The sequence below is a fragment of the Streptococcus alactolyticus genome, from assembly GCF_042649785.1.
Classification (GTDB): domain Bacteria; phylum Bacillota; class Bacilli; order Lactobacillales; family Streptococcaceae; genus Streptococcus; species Streptococcus alactolyticus.
Window position 1 is genome coordinate 26,217 of record NZ_JBHRZX010000008.1, and the last position, 15,098, is coordinate 41,314.

The 15,098-nt window shown below is 42.2% G+C and carries 17 protein-coding genes; all 17 read right to left on the reverse strand.

What is annotated here, in order from left to right:
* Positions 1 to 294: response regulator (locus ACFORE_RS02365; protein WP_380434945.1), on the reverse strand; the 294-nt coding region annotated here is incomplete at its 3' end.
* A gap of 159 nt (positions 295 to 453) precedes the next feature.
* Positions 454 to 2,994, reverse strand: a complete 2,541-nt coding sequence (locus tag ACFORE_RS02370) for a M1 family metallopeptidase (RefSeq protein WP_380434946.1) — start codon at positions 2,992 to 2,994, stop codon at positions 454 to 456.
* Between the two features lie 164 nt (positions 2,995 to 3,158).
* Positions 3,159 to 3,812, reverse strand: coding sequence for a phosphate signaling complex protein PhoU (phoU, locus tag ACFORE_RS02375; RefSeq protein ID WP_154454727.1), 654 nt, complete (start codon positions 3,810 to 3,812; stop codon positions 3,159 to 3,161).
* Positions 3,813 to 3,846: 34 nt separating this feature from the next.
* Positions 3,847 to 4,605 carry a phosphate ABC transporter ATP-binding protein PstB gene (gene pstB / locus ACFORE_RS02380; protein WP_154454726.1) on the reverse strand — a complete coding sequence of 253 codons (759 nt, stop codon included), beginning with the start codon at positions 4,603 to 4,605 and terminating at the stop codon, positions 3,847 to 3,849.
* Between the two features lie 11 nt (positions 4,606 to 4,616).
* Positions 4,617 to 5,420: a phosphate ABC transporter ATP-binding protein PstB gene (gene pstB, locus ACFORE_RS02385; protein WP_154454725.1), complete on the reverse strand. Its 804-nt coding sequence runs from the start codon at positions 5,418 to 5,420 to the stop codon at positions 4,617 to 4,619.
* 10 nt (positions 5,421 to 5,430) lie between these two features.
* The gene (gene pstA / locus ACFORE_RS02390) at positions 5,431 to 6,318 is read right to left on the reverse strand and encodes a phosphate ABC transporter permease PstA (protein WP_154454724.1); all 888 of its coding nucleotides are present in this window, start codon (positions 6,316 to 6,318) and stop codon (positions 5,431 to 5,433) included.
* Positions 6,308 to 7,225, reverse strand: coding sequence for a phosphate ABC transporter permease subunit PstC (gene pstC / locus ACFORE_RS02395; RefSeq protein WP_235300297.1), 918 nt, complete (start codon positions 7,223 to 7,225; stop codon positions 6,308 to 6,310). The genes pstA and pstC overlap by 11 nt, the downstream gene beginning before the upstream one ends.
* Before the next feature lie 9 nt (positions 7,226 to 7,234).
* On the reverse strand, positions 7,235 to 8,092 hold the full coding sequence (locus tag ACFORE_RS02400; protein WP_373875625.1) for a phosphate ABC transporter substrate-binding protein PstS: 858 nt from the start codon (positions 8,090 to 8,092) through the stop codon (positions 7,235 to 7,237).
* Between the two features lie 163 nt (positions 8,093 to 8,255).
* Positions 8,256 to 9,566: an RsmF rRNA methyltransferase first C-terminal domain-containing protein gene (locus ACFORE_RS02405; protein ID WP_154454721.1), complete on the reverse strand. Its 1,311-nt coding sequence runs from the start codon at positions 9,564 to 9,566 to the stop codon at positions 8,256 to 8,258.
* Positions 9,567 to 9,680: 114 nt separating this feature from the next.
* On the reverse strand, positions 9,681 to 11,036 hold the full coding sequence (gene gorA / locus ACFORE_RS02410) for a glutathione-disulfide reductase (RefSeq protein WP_154454720.1): 1,356 nt from the start codon (positions 11,034 to 11,036) through the stop codon (positions 9,681 to 9,683).
* A 10-nt stretch (positions 11,037 to 11,046) separates the two neighbouring features.
* On the reverse strand, positions 11,047 to 11,382 hold the full coding sequence (locus ACFORE_RS02415) for a DUF6568 family protein (protein ID WP_154454719.1): 336 nt from the start codon (positions 11,380 to 11,382) through the stop codon (positions 11,047 to 11,049).
* A gap of 78 nt (positions 11,383 to 11,460) precedes the next feature.
* Positions 11,461 to 11,784 carry a putative quinol monooxygenase gene (locus ACFORE_RS02420; RefSeq protein ID WP_154454718.1) on the reverse strand — a complete coding sequence of 108 codons (324 nt, stop codon included), beginning with the start codon at positions 11,782 to 11,784 and terminating at the stop codon, positions 11,461 to 11,463.
* A gap of 89 nt (positions 11,785 to 11,873) precedes the next feature.
* Complete coding sequence (locus tag ACFORE_RS02425) at positions 11,874 to 12,701, reverse strand: ZIP family metal transporter (RefSeq protein ID WP_154454717.1); 828 nt, start codon at positions 12,699 to 12,701, stop codon at positions 11,874 to 11,876.
* A 73-nt stretch (positions 12,702 to 12,774) separates the two neighbouring features.
* On the reverse strand, positions 12,775 to 13,332 hold the full coding sequence (locus ACFORE_RS02430; protein ID WP_154454716.1) for a DNA-3-methyladenine glycosylase I: 558 nt from the start codon (positions 13,330 to 13,332) through the stop codon (positions 12,775 to 12,777).
* Positions 13,333 to 13,358: 26 nt separating this feature from the next.
* Positions 13,359 to 14,120, reverse strand: a complete 762-nt coding sequence (locus tag ACFORE_RS02435; protein WP_154454715.1) for an inositol monophosphatase family protein — start codon at positions 14,118 to 14,120, stop codon at positions 13,359 to 13,361.
* Positions 14,110 to 14,385 (reverse strand): UPF0223 family protein, encoded by a 276-nt coding sequence (locus tag ACFORE_RS02440; protein WP_293963142.1) that lies wholly within the window; start codon positions 14,383 to 14,385, stop codon positions 14,110 to 14,112. Before ACFORE_RS02440 ends, ACFORE_RS02435 begins: the two co-directional genes overlap by 11 nt.
* 119 nt (positions 14,386 to 14,504) lie before the next feature.
* Complete coding sequence (locus ACFORE_RS02445; protein ID WP_154454713.1) at positions 14,505 to 14,912, reverse strand: Spx/MgsR family RNA polymerase-binding regulatory protein; 408 nt, start codon at positions 14,910 to 14,912, stop codon at positions 14,505 to 14,507.
* Between the last annotated feature and the right edge of the window lie 186 nt (positions 14,913 to 15,098).

Sequence of the window (15,098 nt, forward strand, 5' to 3'; positions counted from 1 at the left end):
GTAATCATCTGCTCCCAACTCAAAACCATGCCCCTTATCATCAAGGCTTTCTTTCGCTGTCATAATCAAAACAGGCGTCGAAATACCTTTTTCACGCAATTCTTTAAGCACTTGGAAACCGTCTTTTTCAGGTAACATAAGGTCAAGCAAAATCAAGTCATAGACCCCACTTTCAGCTTCATAAAGACCTTCTTCACCGTCAAAAACCTGCATCACATCCGCAAAATCATCCAAGAAATCAAAGACAGAATTTGACAAGCTCAAATCATCTTCAACTAACAAAATCTTAATCATAGGCTATCTCCTTACAATCTTATTAACATCCTCTTAAGTTCATGTAAATCATGTTTTTATTATTCTAGCCCAGATAACTTAAGACTAGCTAAATCAGATAACAGTTAAAAACGTCTGAGCTGCCTCAAACGTTTTTAATGATTTTAATGGTCATTCTTTTTATAGTTCAGCCAAAGCACTTTCAACAGCAGCTTTGCTTGTGTTAATCAAGTTGATACGAGCTGAAATTTCTTTAATACCCATTGTGATGTTACGGCTGATAGCCATGTCATCTAATTGTGGTTCAAAGAAGGCTTTGTATTCTTCCAAACGTTCAGGTGTTTTGAAGGTGTTAGCTGGGTAAATGACAAATTTGTCAAAACTCATATCGCCTCCAAGTGCAGAGGTAATCCAATCCCAGTTTTCACAAGCCCAATTCCAGAAGGCTCCTTGTGAGAAGTCCTTGTTAAGGAATGGACGGTACCAGCTCATGGCAAGGTCTTGCGGTTTCACAACATCTTTGTTTTTCAATTCGCCCAAGATGCGCTCAACGGTTGCTTTTTCTTTGGTGTTAGACAAGGCAGCAGCCAATTGACGACGGAAGTTACCATCATTAGTCTTAACGTAGCAATCCAAGTATAATGATACCAATCCTTCTGTTTCAGCGTGTTTTACTTGGTTGGCCAAAACAGATAAGCGGATTGAAGCAGGGATAGATTCGATGTTTTCTTTGTGAGCGTCAAAGATTTCTTCGGCTTTAGCCACAGCGTCCGCATTGTCTGCATAAAGCATCAAGCTAATCGCTTTTTGACGAACCATTTCATCTTCGTCAGATTCTCCAACTTGTGGTTCAAATCCTAGACGGTCATAATTCTTTTGCATCAAACGGTTAACCAAGGCTTTGAATTCAGCTTGGGCTTCACTACCTTCGTCCATAAACATATCCAAACCATCCACAACTTGCGCAATTGCTTCAGACACAAGGTAAGAAGTTTCATCTGTCAATTTAGTCAATAATGGAATCAATTCCGCATAAGGAATCTCACCACTTTCAGCCAAAAGACGGCGTTCTTGAACTACTTGTAGTTTTGATGTGGTATCAAGTTCTGTTAATTGGTTAAGAACAGCCTTCAACAATTGACCTTTGTAATTAGTGATGTAGTGAGCTGTATTAGCAGTGTTCAAACGAAGCGCACCTTCATTTTGAGCGGCTAATTGGCTAAAGTTTGGAATAGCAAGGCGTTCTTCAGTCAAGGTTTCTGGCAAGCCTGTCCAGTTGGTATTCAATGGAATTGGCCAGATACGGTTTTGGTCTTGTCCTTCTCCGATGAAGAATTGTTTTTGGCTAAGAACAAGCGTATCATCTACCACTTCTGCTGTCACAACTGGGTAACCTGGTTGTTCCAACCAAGCATCCATAAAGGCAGCAACGTCTTTGCCTGATGCTTCTGACAAGGCATCCCAAAGGTCATGACCGATGGTATTGCTGTATTGGTGTTTTTCAAAGTAAATCTTCAAACCTGCTCTGAAATCATCATCACCGAGCCAACGACGAAGCATGTGCATCAAGCGGCTTCCTTTAGCATAAACAATGGCAGGGTCAAATAAGGTATTAATTTCATCTGGGTGGTTAACAGCTACGTGAACAGATTGCACACCGTCAGTCGCATCACGTTGAAGTGCTAAAGGCACACCTGTTGTTTGGAAATCTTCAAAGATGTTCCAAGAAGGTTCAATAGCATCGATAGACACGTATTCCATCATGTTAGCAAATGATTCGTTAAGCCATAGGTCATCCCACCATTTCATGGTTACTAGGTTACCAAACCATTGGTGAGCTAATTCGTGAGCAACGACAAGCGCAACATTTTGACGGCTCTTAACGGTAGAATTTTCATCAACGAGCAAGTACACTTCACGGTAAGTTACCAAGCCCCAGTTTTCCATAGCACCAGCTGAGAAGTCAGGAAGTGCCACGTGGTATGACAATGGGATAGGGTAGCGAACACCAAAATAATCTTCGTAAAAATCAATCACGCGAACAGCGATATCCAAGGCAAAATCCAATGTTTTTGGATTGTGGGCTTTGGTTGAGAAGACACCAACTTCTGTTCCGTTTTTACTTGATGCTGTTTTACCTTGCAAATCACCAAGTGCAAAGGCTAAAAGATATGATGACATGCGTGGAGTGGTATCAAAAGTCCAAAGACCTGTTTCTTTGCGGCGCTCTGCATCCACTTCAGGCATGTTTGATAGAACAATTTCATCAGCAGCTTGGTCAAATTTGATGCTCAAATCAAAGGTTGCTTTTGCTTCAGGTTCGTCAACACATGGGAAGGCTTCACGAGCAAAGTGGCTTTCAAACTGTGTTGAAATTACTTCTTTTTTCATGCCATCTACTGTGTAATAAGATGGGTAGATACCTGTCATGTTATCCGTGATTTTTCCTGAGAATTCAATCACAAGTGTAATTGTCCCTGTTTCTGGTAGGTCAATACTAAGTGATTCTTGTTGGTTATCAACCTTGAAATCCAAGTTTTGATTGTCCAATAAAACAGATGCAATGGTTAAATCTTTTTGGTGGAATGAAATGACATTGTCTAAAGCTTCACCGGTAATAGCGACATTTCCTGAAAATGATTTTTCAGTACGATTGATGTCAAGAAAAATGTTGTAATTTTCAGGAACAAATTTTTCAATAAAATGTTCTACAGTTTTCATATAACTCCTTTAGAATACAGAAATGAGGTTTGATGCCTCATCCCTCACTTCAATTTGATTCATTATCACTAACTCTAGTGACATAAAGATCACCGAACCCTAATATTATACCACAAACAGGGCCTATCTGTCAGAACTAACCTACAAAAAGTAAGTGAGTTGCCTTACAATTCGATAATTTTACCTGTTTTGAGATAAACCACCCATTCACAAATATTGCGGGCATAATCACCGATACGCTCTAAATAGGTGATGACTTGAAGGTATTCTTTTCCTGCAAAAATCGTATCAGGTTGTTGACGGATAGCTTCAACTGCCATGTTTTGGATTTCACGGAAATAGTTATCGATGACTTCATCAGAAGCAGCGACTTCATAAGCTCTTTCTTCGTCACCTGTAATATAAACATCAAGAGCTTCTTCTACCATGCTACGCACGGCTTTTCCCATTTTCTTGATTTCTTCTTCAACCTCTGGCAAACGGGTTTCACCTTTGACACGGATAGTCGCTTTTGCAATAGAAGCAGCATGGTCAGCCATACGTTCCACATCGCTTGAGGCTTTCAAAACTGTGATAACAGTTCGCAAATCGTGTGACACAGGTTGTTGCAAGGCAATGATTTCAAGTGATTTCTTCTCCAACTTGGTTTCAAAATTATTGACAACCTCATCCCCTTCAATAACCTCTTTTGCTAATTCGCGGTCGTGGCTAATGAACGCACGCACTGTTTTATTGATTTGTGATAAAACCTCAGTTCCCATCGCATAAAACTGGTTATGCAGTTTTTCTAATTCATCATCGAATTTTGACCTCAACATTATATCGCCTCTCTTATATGATACTTTCTAAATATTAACCAAATTTTCCTGTAATATAATCTTCTGTTTCTTTTTGTTTTGGATTCATGAACATCTCATGTGTTTCACCGTATTCAACGAGATTGCCGTCAAGGAAGAACCCTGTTCGGTCTGAAATACGCGACGCTTGTTGCATCGAACGTGTAACAATGAGCATGGTATATTTCTCTTTTAAGCCGTACAGTGTATCTTCGACTTTTCCTGCTGAAATCGGGTCAAGGGCAGATGTCGGTTCGTCCAACAAAATAATTTTTGGACTGGTTGCCAAAACACGAGCCACACAGACACGTTGTTGCTGACCACCTGACAAGCCAAGAGCTGAATCATGTAAACGGTCTTTCACTTCATCCCAAATAGATGCCCCAATGAGAGAAGATTCCACAGCTTCATCAAGCACTTGTTTATCGCGAATGCCTTTCAAACGTAAGCCATAAACCACGTTTTCATAAATAGACATTGGAAACGGGTTAGGTTGTTGGAACACCATACCGATTTCCTTACGCAACTCAACAGTATCCGTTCTAGGGCTATAAATATTGTGACCGTTATAGACAATAGAGCCTGTAAGAGTCACTTCTGGATTCAAGTCCCCCATACGATTGATAGAACGTAGGAGGGTTGATTTCCCAGAACCTGATGGACCAATCAAAGCGGTAATTTCGTTAGGATAGAAATTCATGGATACATTATTGAGCGCTTTTTTATTGTTGTAATAAACAGATAAATCGCTAACTTTTAAAATAGGTTCTGTCATCTCTGTCCTTCCTAACCAAAGTGTCCTGACACGTAGTCACTTGTTGATTTGAGTTTTGCATTTTGGAAGATGTTGTTGGTCTTATCGTACTCAATCAAATCTCCAAGGTAGAAAAAGGCGGTGTAATCACTAGCACGAGCTGCTTGTTGCATGTTGTGCGTTACGATGATAATGGTGTAATTTTTCTTCAACTCAAACATGGTGTCTTCTAACTGCATGGTTGCTACTGGGTCAAGGGCTGACGCAGGCTCATCCATGAGCAAGATATCTGGTTTAACCGCAATGGCACGAGCAATACACAAACGTTGTTGTTGCCCACCTGATAAGGTAAAGGCAGAATGGTGAAGGTCATCTTTAACCTGATCCCACAATGCTGCTTGTTTCAGAGAGGTTTCAACCACTTCATCCAAGAATTGCTTGTCTTTAATCCCTGCACGCTCATAAGCAAAGGTGATGTTTTTATAAATGGATTTGGCAAAAGGGTTTGGTCGTTGGAATACCATTCCGATGTGCTTACGCATTTCATAAACATTGATGTTTTTAGCGTTCACGTCAATGCCTTCGTAAAGAATTTCACCTGTTACTCTAGCAATATCAATCGTATCGTTCATGCGATTTAAACTGCGTAAGAAGGTTGATTTCCCACATCCTGATGGACCGATAAGGGCTGTGATTTTATTTTTTTCAAATTGCATATCAATGCCCTTGATGGCTTCTTTTTGCCCATAATAGACATGCAAATCTTTGGTAGCTAAAGCCAATTTATCCTCAGGAAAGGTGATAATATGTCTTTCATTCCAGTTGTAATCTGCCATCTCTTCTCCTTTAGTTTGCTGACGTTAATTTTGCATGAAGTCTTCTGCCGATGTAACGAGCTGATAAGTTAAAAATCAAGATGAAAATCAACAAGACTGCTGCACTACCTTGAGAAACTTGGGTCGCATCTGGAATGGTTCCTTCACTGTTAACTTTCCAAATGTGTACGGCCAAGGTTTCTGCTTGACGGAAAATAGAAATTGGACTGGTAACACTTAGTGGATTCCAGTTTGACCAATCAAGAGCTGGCGCTGACTGACCTGCTGTGTAGATAAGGGCAGCGGCTTCACCAAAAATACGACCTGAAGCAAGCACGATACCTGTGACAATACTTGGAAGGGCTTCTGGTACAACGACATGAATAACCGTTTCCCAGCGTGACAAACCAAGAGCCAAACCAGCTTCGCGTTGTGTGTGGTGAACATTTCGCAAACCATCCTCAACGTTACGAGTCATCTGTGGCAAGTTAAAGACCGTAAGGGCAAGGGCACCAGAGATGATTGAGAAACCGTATTGGAATTGAACAACGAAAATCAAATACCCAAACAAACCAACAACCACTGATGGAAGTGATGACAAGATTTCAATACAGGTACGGATAAAGTTCGTCAAACGCCCTTTTCGAGCATACTCTGATAGGTAAATACCAGCTCCCAGTGATAGGGGAATAGAGATGATTAAGGTAATCACCAAAAGAAAGAGGGAGTTATAGAGTTGGATCCCGATACCTCCACCAGCTTCATAAGACGATGAACGTCCTGTTAAAAATGACCAGCTAACGTGAGGAAGCCCCTTAACTAGAATATAAAGCAATAACGATGCCAAAATCGCAACAATGATTCCTGCAATGGTGTAGAGAACGGCTGTTGCTATTTTATCTATTTTTTTAGCGTGCATAATTTCTCTTTCTTTCTCTTGTAATAAATTTAACGAGTATGTTGAATCCAAGACTCATCAAAAGTAAAACTAAGGCTAATGACCATAGGACGTTATTTTGAACAGTTCCCATGACAGTATTACCAATTCCCATCGTTAGGACGGATGTTAGGGTTGCTGCTGGTGTGGTTAATGACGTTGGAATAACGGCTGAATTTCCCACCACCATTTGGATGGCCAAGGCTTCACCGAAGGCACGTGCCATACCAAAGATAACCGCCGTAAAAATACCAGGTCTTGCAGCGTTCAAAATTACACGCCAAATGGTTTGCCAACGAGTTGCGCCCATTGCCAAACTAGCTTCTTTGTAATGTCTAGGGACAGCTTTTAAACTATCAATCGTCATGAAGGTCACAGTTGGTAAAATCATGACAAACAAGACGCATACCCCTGATAGAATACCAAAACCTGTTCCGCCAAAGATTGAGCGTACAAATGGCACAATGACTTGCAAACCGATAAATCCATAAACAACAGATGGAATACCAGTCAACAATTCAATCGCTGGCTGTAAAATTTTCGCACCGTATTTTGGAGAAATCTCAGTCATAAATACGGCTGCACCAATGGCAATCGGTGTAGCGATAATGGCTGATAAAATGGTTACGATGAACGACCCTAAAATCATTGGAAGGGCTCCAAATGATCCTGAGCTTGGATCCCATTTTCCGCCGAATAAGAAGGCTAGTGGATTGACTTTATTGACAAAGAAAGTCGATAGCCCTTTTTGGGCAACAAAGACGAGAATCATTGCCACAATAAAAACAATTAAGACTAGGCAAAAAAATGTAATGCCTCGACCAAATTTTTCCAAGCGCGAATTTTTTGACGGCGAGGTTAATTGTTTTTCAAGTTCTTGATTTTTCATCACTTCTCCTTATTTTGCTGTTACTGTACCGTCAGCTGACTTGGTTACTTTCATATCATTAACAGAAATATAACCCATTTGTTTGACAATACCGTTTTGCACTTCGTCGCTCATGACAAAATCCAAAAATTCTTTTGTCAAACCTGTTGGCTCACCTTTAGTGTACATGTGTTCGTAAGACCAGAGTGGCCAGTTATTAGTTGTTACATTTTCAGCTGTCGGAGAATAACCGTTTAAATCAAGTGTTTTGACGCTATCGTCAACATAGGCAAATGCCAAATAAGAAATGGCTCCTGGTGTTTGTGAAACGATGGATTTAACCATACCATTTGAATCTTGTTCTTGACTACGGATGGCTGTTTTTCCTTTCATCACAACACTGTCAAAGGTCGCACGTGAACCTGAACTAGCGGCACGATTAATGATTGAAATTGGTAGGTCTTGACCGCCTACTTCTTTCCAGTTGGTAATCTCACCAGTGAAAATCTTTTGCAGTTGTTCTAGTGATAGGTTTTTCACATTAACCTTTTTATTGACAATCACTGAAAGACCTGCAACGGCAACTTGGTGGTCCACCAATAAGGAAGCATCGATACCGTCTTTTTCTTCTGCGAACAGGTCACTGTTCCCGATTTGGACCGCACCAGATTGTACTTGCGATAACCCAGTACCAGACCCGCCCCCTTGGACGTTAATGGTCTTCCCAACATGGATTGAAGAAAACTCATCAGCAGCAGCTTCTACAAGTGGCTGCAAGGCCGTAGAACCAACGCTGGTAATCGACTGTCCTTTATCAATCCAACTCGCACATCCCGATAAGATGACGACCATTGAAGCAATTAGCATGAGAAAGCTACATTTTTTCATTTGTTTCATTTATGATTCCTACTTATTTGAAAATACAAGGTACACCCCATGAGATAAACTTTACAAGCCTCTTACAAATACCTTACAAAAAAATAGTAACATATTAAGGAAGCATTTGCAAAGTGCTTCTCGACTTATTTTGATAAATGATATCTATAACAGTTTACGAGTAAAATCGTAAACCTTTTGGAAAGTAATTTTTAAGTACCTTTCCTGTGATTTTGGCAAATCCTATGCCGTTCCCTTCTACCGTGACCAAATACCAGCCGTTTGCTAGCGAAGTGTCGAGCGGCACGACATTTCCTGATGCATAATGTTTGAACTGTTCTATATCAATTTCAACAGACTGGGTCACTTCTTGAGGAGAAAGGGCCAAGCCCAAGGCAAAAGACGGCTCAAAGCGGTTCTTTTTAAAGGTTCCTAGATGCAGGCCGTTTCGGGCAATTTTTAACTTGGCTAAATCAGGCAAGCCCTCAGGCAAGAGATAGAGATTATCACCAAAGGTTTGCAGCGTCCCTTTCAAATCAACGGTTAGATGCTTTTTAGCAAAATCCTGCCACAAGGTCAATTGCGTCTTGTTCAAACGAGAAGAAGTTGGCTTGATGCGACGCGTTTTAGGAGGTCTAGTATCTCGCAACTTCGCCACAAACTGTCCTTCCCCTTTAAAATGATGGGGATACATGCGAGCCACTTCAGGCATATCAATTCCCCCAATCATGCCATTGATTTTGTCAATTGGGAGCAATTCTAAGCTTTCGTAGTTGTCTAGCAACCAGCTTACCACGCCTTCATTTTCCTCAGGCGACCAAGTACAAGTCGAATAAACCAGTGTGCCGCCAGGAGCCAGCATGGTCATGGCTTCTGCTAAAATCTCCTTTTGCAAAGCCGCACATTCTGCTGGGTAATCCTCATGCCAATACTGAATGGCAGATGGGTCCTTACGAAACATGCCCTCACCAGAACAAGGACCATCAAAAACAATCAGGTCAAAATACTCTGGAAATACCTTGGCTAATTTTTGAGAACTTTCGTTGGTCACAACAACATTTCTGGCACCAAAACGCTCAATGTTTTCCACTAAAATTTTACTACGCTTGGTGGAAATTTCATTGCTAACCAAAACCCCTGTGTTATTAAGGTAACTCAATAGATGTGTGGATTTTCCTCCTGGAGCGGCTGCCAAGTCCAACACTCGCATGCCTTCTTTTGGCGCAGCAACTTGTCCCACTATCTGAGCAGCGGGTTCTTGCGAATAAACCAATCCTGACACGTGCTCAGACGACTTGCCGTTGACCTTGCCATAATATCCCCAAGGTGTATTGGGGATAGGATCGTTAAAGGTGACTTGCACGGGTTTTAGCGGATTAACACGGAATCCTGAGACGGGTTCGTCATCAAACGACGCCAAAAAAGCATCTGCTTCAGAACCAAGAAGATGTCGGTATTTTTCAATAAATGTTTCAGGTAATAACATACTTATATGATAACAATTTCACATGTTAATTACAACTTAAAAACAGGAGAAATTGTGCATTTTAAAAGGCGGTTTTCGAATGCTGAAAACTGCCTTTCTGAATTGTTTATTTGACTAACGCATGGTAACAAATTCTTCTGCGCCTGTCGGGTGAATGGCTACGGTTTGGTCAAAATCGGCCTTGGTTGCCCCCATCTTGATAGCGACGGCAAAGCCTTGAATCATTTCATCGACCCCATATCCGATACCATGTAAACCGATAACTTTTTCGTCCTTACCAAGCGTGACTAATTTCATCACGCAAGGTTGGCGATGGTCGCCCAAAGCGGTGTACATCGGTGTGAAACTTGAACGGTAAACCTTAATCTCGTCCTTGCCAAATCTTGCGATGGCCTCTTCTTCTGTGTAGCCGATAGCCCCAATAGATGGGTGGCTGAAAATAACCGTCGGAACGTTGGTGTAGTCCATCTTGGCATGGCTTTGACCGTTAAACAAACGCTCTGATAATTGACGGCCTGCCTTGACGGCAACTGGGGTTAATTCCAATTTGCCATTGACATCGCCAAGGGCATACAAGCCTTCAACAGAGGTGTTCTCGTAAGCGTCCGTTTGGATAAATCCTTTGTCATTTAGGGCAACCCCTGCCTTTTCAATGCCAAACCCAGTGACATTTGGCTTGCGGCCAATCGCCCAAATCACAGCATCAACGGTGTAAGATTCGCCGTTTTCAAAGCCAATGGTTAAACTGCCGTCTGCATTTTTGAGGACTTCTTTTGGTATGGCATTCGTATGCAGATGCGGTCCGTTTTTAGCCATATTATCCACGAGTGTTATAACGATGTCTTTATCAAAGCGACGCAAAGGACGGTCATAGCGAACGAAGAGATGCGTTTTCGAACCGAGTGCCTCAAGCACCCCAGCCAATTCAACCGCAATGTAACCACCGCCAACAACAGCCGTGCGTTTTGGAACATCATCCAAAGCAAAAAAGCCGTCTGAGGTCATACCATATTCTGCCCCTGGAATGTCAGGATAAAGGGCATGACCCCCCGTCGCAATGAGAATGTGCGGCGCCGTGTAATATTTGCCAGCTGCTTCAACCGTATGAGTATCCACAAAGCTAGCGTAGGCTTTGACACGCTCAACCCCATTATGGTCAAAACCTCTCTCATAAGAGGCATGAATACGATCGATATAAGCCTGACGATTGGCTTTTAGGGTTTTAAAATCAAACGCCGTATCCTTGACCTGAAAACCATATTCCGCAGCGTAGGTGTTTAGCGTTTCAGCAACCTGTGCTCCATACCACATGACTTTTTTAGGCACGCAGCCTAGATTAACACAGGTACCGCCAATGTCCTTGCCTTCAAATAAAATAACCTTGGCACCGTGCATAGCGGCACGATTGGCTGAAGCAATCCCGCCAGAACCCGCACCAATGACGATGTAGTCGTAATGATTGATTTCCATAACAGAGCCCTTAGTCTTGGTTGATGAAGTCTAAAATAACGGCTTCTGATAATGAAGAATCGCAGACCACACGAACCTTGCCTGACTTAGCCACCACAAGGGCTGGAACTGTTGGAATGTTGTAAGTTAAACGCAAATCTTGTGTCACAGAATCTTGATTTTCGCTGTTTAAATAATAAACCGTCAAATCATTGTCTTTGGCTACTTGAGTCAATTTTGGTTCAAAACGGCGGCAGTAAGGACACGTTGGACGTCCGATGAAAAGGATGAATTCATCCGCTGTTTTAAGGTATTGCTCAGCTTCTTGAGCCACGATGGGTGTGAAATATTCTGCAAATGTTGACATAGTTTTTCTCTCCTTTTTCTCCTATCATATCTCATAAGAGGACAATAATCAACTTTCCCGTTTGAAAAGGGCAAATGACTAGTGGCGAATGAAAACATCATCTGCTGGGTAGTCGTCTGATAAGTAACGCTCTACCGTCATGTGCAGGTCGTATTTGTCCCTGAGCGCTATCACTGTTGCCATCATGGGTGAGGCGTGGTGGGCATCAATAGCAGCCTGATTTTCCCAACTATCAATCAAAAGCACCGTTTCAGGGTCACTAACTGGGAAGAAATAATCGTATTTGAGGTTGCCTTTTTCCGCACGAATCGCTGCTGCCGTGCCTGATTGCTCCATTTCTTCCATAAATTGCTTGGCTTTGCCGTTCTCACCTTTGTAATACAAGTGAAGGGTAATCGCCATCACATCACCTTCTTTCTTTTTCTCCTATTATATGGTATTTTGAATTCGTTTTCAATTAATCAACTCCCCCTTCTATCAAAAAATGCCGCTTATCCTAAAGCGACATCCATAACCATCATCAAAACAAAGCCTGCCATCAAGCCCATCGTGGCAATGTCGGTATTGCCATTGGTCTGCGACTCTGGAATCAATTCTTCCACCACCACGAAAATCATGGCGCCAGCCGCAAAGGCTAGGGCATAGGGAATGACTTGCAACATCATCAAAACAAGGGCAGCACCCAAAACAGCACCAACTGGCTCAACGATGGCAGACATAGCTCCCACGAAAAAGGCCCATTTGCGAGAGCGCCCTTCTGCTCGGATAGGAATAGACAAGGCCGCACCTTCAGGAATATTTTGTAAGCCAATCCCCACTGTCAAGCTAAGCGCCGCCACAAGAGCTGCGACGCTCGGCTGCTGAGAAGAAGCCAAGGCACCAAAGGTCACACCCAAGGCAAGGCCTTCAGGAAAATTGTGGATGGTGATAGCCAAAAAGAGCAAGGCGGTTTTTGAGAGTTTTTTCTTGGGCTGAATGCCTTCTGCTTCAGAAAGGTCCATACCCAAATGCAAGTGGGGCACTAAAACATCAATCAAACGTAGACTAAAACCACCCACTAAAAAGCCAATCGCCACAGGCAACCAAGCCATTGTGCCATAATCTGCTTGGGCAAACTCCAAGGCAGGATTGAGCAAAGACCAAAAGGATGCCGCAATCATGACACCAGCCGCAAAACCCATTGTCGCATCCAACAGGCGACGATTGACCTGCGTGAAAAATAAGACCACGGCAGACCCCAAAATGGTGCAGCCCCAAGTAAAGAGCCCTGCTAAAAAGGCGAGCAAAACCACATGTTGTGACAAGAGCCACTCTATCATCTTAATTTTCCTTTCATTACTGACATGATTCTAGTGAAAAACCTAGCCCCATGCCGAGCTAGGTTTTGACACATTATCGGTAGGGACAACTTATTAGGTGATCATTAACCACGCCGATAGCTTGCAAAAACGAATAGGTAATCACAGGTCCTACAAAAACCATGCCACGTTTTTTCATGTCCTTACTGAGTTGTTGGGACAAGTCTGACACGGTAGGAATATCAGACAACTGTTCCCACTTGTGGTCCATGATCTGTCCTTTGGTAAATTGCCAGAGGTAAGCGTCAAAAGAGCCATAGCTTTCTTGGATGGCTTGGACGGCTTGCGCATTTTGGCGAATACTGAAAATTTTCTTGCGATGGCGAATCAAACCAGAATTTGATAACAAGCTTTCTAGTTCTTCGTCAGTCATCTTGGCACAAGCGTCAATGTCAAAGTCATGAAAAGCCTTGCAGTAGTTGCTACGTTTGTGCAAAATGGTTTTCCATGACAAGCCTACACTAGCGCCCTCCAAGCACAGCCATTCAAACAAGGCTTGGTCGTCGTGGGTGACCTTGCACCATTCAGTGTCGTGATAAGCTTCTAAAAGGGCATCTCCCTCGTACCAACTGCGGCAACTTGCTTCTGCCATACTGTCCCTTTCTGATCTATCCTCACTTATGGTTTGAGGTATTGTTGAATAGTTGCTAATTTTGCCTTAGGCACAAACATGACTTTTTGACGAGTCTTGAAATCAGGCTCCTTGCCATCAATAGTGAGCAAGACATAACCTAATTTTTCCCCCATGACCTTAGCAGCAGCGTAATCCCACGGCTGAATATGTGAAAAATAGGCTAATAATTGCCCTGATAAGACATAAGCCATGCTAATGCCTGCGCCACCGTAAATGCGTACGCCAAGGCTTTGCTGAACCAATTCTTTGATGCCGTGATAATCATCCGCAAACATCATGGCATTGCAACCAATCAAGCTGCGGTTTAATAGTACGTCTTGGTAGGGCTGTAATTTTTTGTCGTTGGCATAGACGTCGAATTGCCCGCCACCGCTGTATAGCGTATCACCCATGACATCGTAAATCAAGCCAAATTGCCCCACACCATCCTCGTAATAAGAGAGCATAATGGCAAAATGATCACGTTGAACAATGAAATTCACCGTGCCGTCAATAGGATCCAAAACCCACACATGCCCGTCAGACACGGGGTGATAAACGCCATTTTCTTCGGCCATGATATGGTCATCGGGATAGGCTTGCTTGATTTTACCAATGACTAAATCTTGCGTTGCCTTGTCAAGATTGGTCACTAAATCATCAAAACGGGTCTTTTCTTCAATGTCTAGTTCTTGAATCATGTGTGATTTAACAAAGGCACCTGCCTCACGGATGATTTCTTTGGCAAAGTTAAATTTAGTTTTCAAGAGAAATGTATCCTTTCTCTGTCGCGCGTGCCTGTTTCACCGCTTGGTAGGTTGAATAACCGCTGCATTGTTCAAAAGCTCGATCAATTTGTTTTTCTTGTGCCTTGCTTTTTACAACGGTTTTAAATGCTGCGTAGCTGTCTAAGAGATCTTTGATGGCTACCTTGCTTTCATAAGCGTCTTCAACTCGATTCAAAAAAGAAAGCACCGAGGCAATTTCATCAGTGCTCCAAGATGGATCAAGCGGATAGCTATAATTCTTCATAAAGTATTTGTCCTCAAAATAGTCTTTTCCAACGCGCACGAGCGTCTTTTCATCGCAATAAGCTTATGATCAGACACTACTTTTGTTTTTTTAAAGACTTTCTTTGAGCTACTCCTTTCTTAACTGTCTATCTCAGCTCGAATCGTCGCTTGACGCAACTCTTGTTTGCGGTAATCCTTTGGTAAAAAGGCTCGAATTTCGTCTTCGTTAAATCCAATTTGCATGTGTTTGTGGTCGTCTAAGATAATCGGACGACGCAACAAACCTGGATTTTGCGAAATCAAGTCAATCAATTCTGAAACAGAGAGATCATCAACGTCAAGATCTAACTTTTGAAAAACTTTTGATCGAGTTGAGATAATGTCTTCTGTACCATTTTCTGTTAAGGATAAAATGGTCATCAATTCTTCGTGACTGAGCGGGTTCGTGATGATATTGTGTTCTTGAAATTTCACGTCATGCTCATTGAGCCAAGCACGAGCTTTTCGGCAACTGGTGCAGCTCGGTGATAAAAATAACGTAATCATATAAGCGCTCCCCCATATACTTGCTTATATTATACTAAAAAAATCCATAATTGACTATCTTTTTTCTAAAAATCTGAAAGTTCTATAATGAAGTTAGCCACCTTGCTTTACTCAAAAAAATTGTTTCGCTATCTTTGAGTAAGCCGGTAATTTCATTTGATAACAGGCTTGAAGCTGTTAGGCTAA

Bases quoted from the DNA above. Each gene is read 5' to 3' on its own strand.
- ACFORE_RS02370 (WP_380434946.1), bottom strand. From the start codon at position 2,994: ATGAAAACTGTAGAACATTTTATTGAAAAATTTGTTCCTGAAAATTAC.
- phoU (WP_154454727.1), bottom strand. From the start codon at position 3,812: ATGTTGAGGTCAAAATTCGATGATGAATTAGAAAAACTGCATAACCAG.
- pstB (WP_154454726.1), bottom strand. From the start codon at position 4,605: ATGACAGAACCTATTTTAAAAGTTAGCGATTTATCTGTTTATTACAAC.
- pstB (WP_154454725.1), bottom strand. From the start codon at position 5,420: ATGGCAGATTACAACTGGAATGAAAGACATATTATCACCTTTCCTGAG.
- pstA (WP_154454724.1), bottom strand. From the start codon at position 6,318: ATGCACGCTAAAAAAATAGATAAAATAGCAACAGCCGTTCTCTACACC.
- pstC (WP_235300297.1), bottom strand. From the start codon at position 7,225: ATGAAAAATCAAGAACTTGAAAAACAATTAACCTCGCCGTCAAAAAAT.
- ACFORE_RS02400 (WP_373875625.1), bottom strand. From the start codon at position 8,092: ATGAAAAAATGTAGCTTTCTCATGCTAATTGCTTCAATGGTCGTCATC.
- ACFORE_RS02405 (WP_154454721.1), bottom strand. From the start codon at position 9,566: ATGTTATTACCTGAAACATTTATTGAAAAATACCGACATCTTCTTGGT.
- gorA (WP_154454720.1), bottom strand. From the start codon at position 11,036: ATGGAAATCAATCATTACGACTACATCGTCATTGGTGCGGGTTCTGGC.
- ACFORE_RS02415 (WP_154454719.1), bottom strand. From the start codon at position 11,382: ATGTCAACATTTGCAGAATATTTCACACCCATCGTGGCTCAAGAAGCT.
- ACFORE_RS02420 (WP_154454718.1), bottom strand. From the start codon at position 11,784: ATGGCGATTACCCTTCACTTGTATTACAAAGGTGAGAACGGCAAAGCC.
- ACFORE_RS02425 (WP_154454717.1), bottom strand. From the start codon at position 12,701: ATGATAGAGTGGCTCTTGTCACAACATGTGGTTTTGCTCGCCTTTTTA.
- ACFORE_RS02430 (WP_154454716.1), bottom strand. From the start codon at position 13,332: ATGGCAGAAGCAAGTTGCCGCAGTTGGTACGAGGGAGATGCCCTTTTA.
- ACFORE_RS02440 (WP_293963142.1), bottom strand. From the start codon at position 14,385: ATGAAGAATTATAGCTATCCGCTTGATCCATCTTGGAGCACTGATGAA.
- ACFORE_RS02445 (WP_154454713.1), bottom strand. From the start codon at position 14,912: ATGATTACGTTATTTTTATCACCGAGCTGCACCAGTTGCCGAAAAGCT.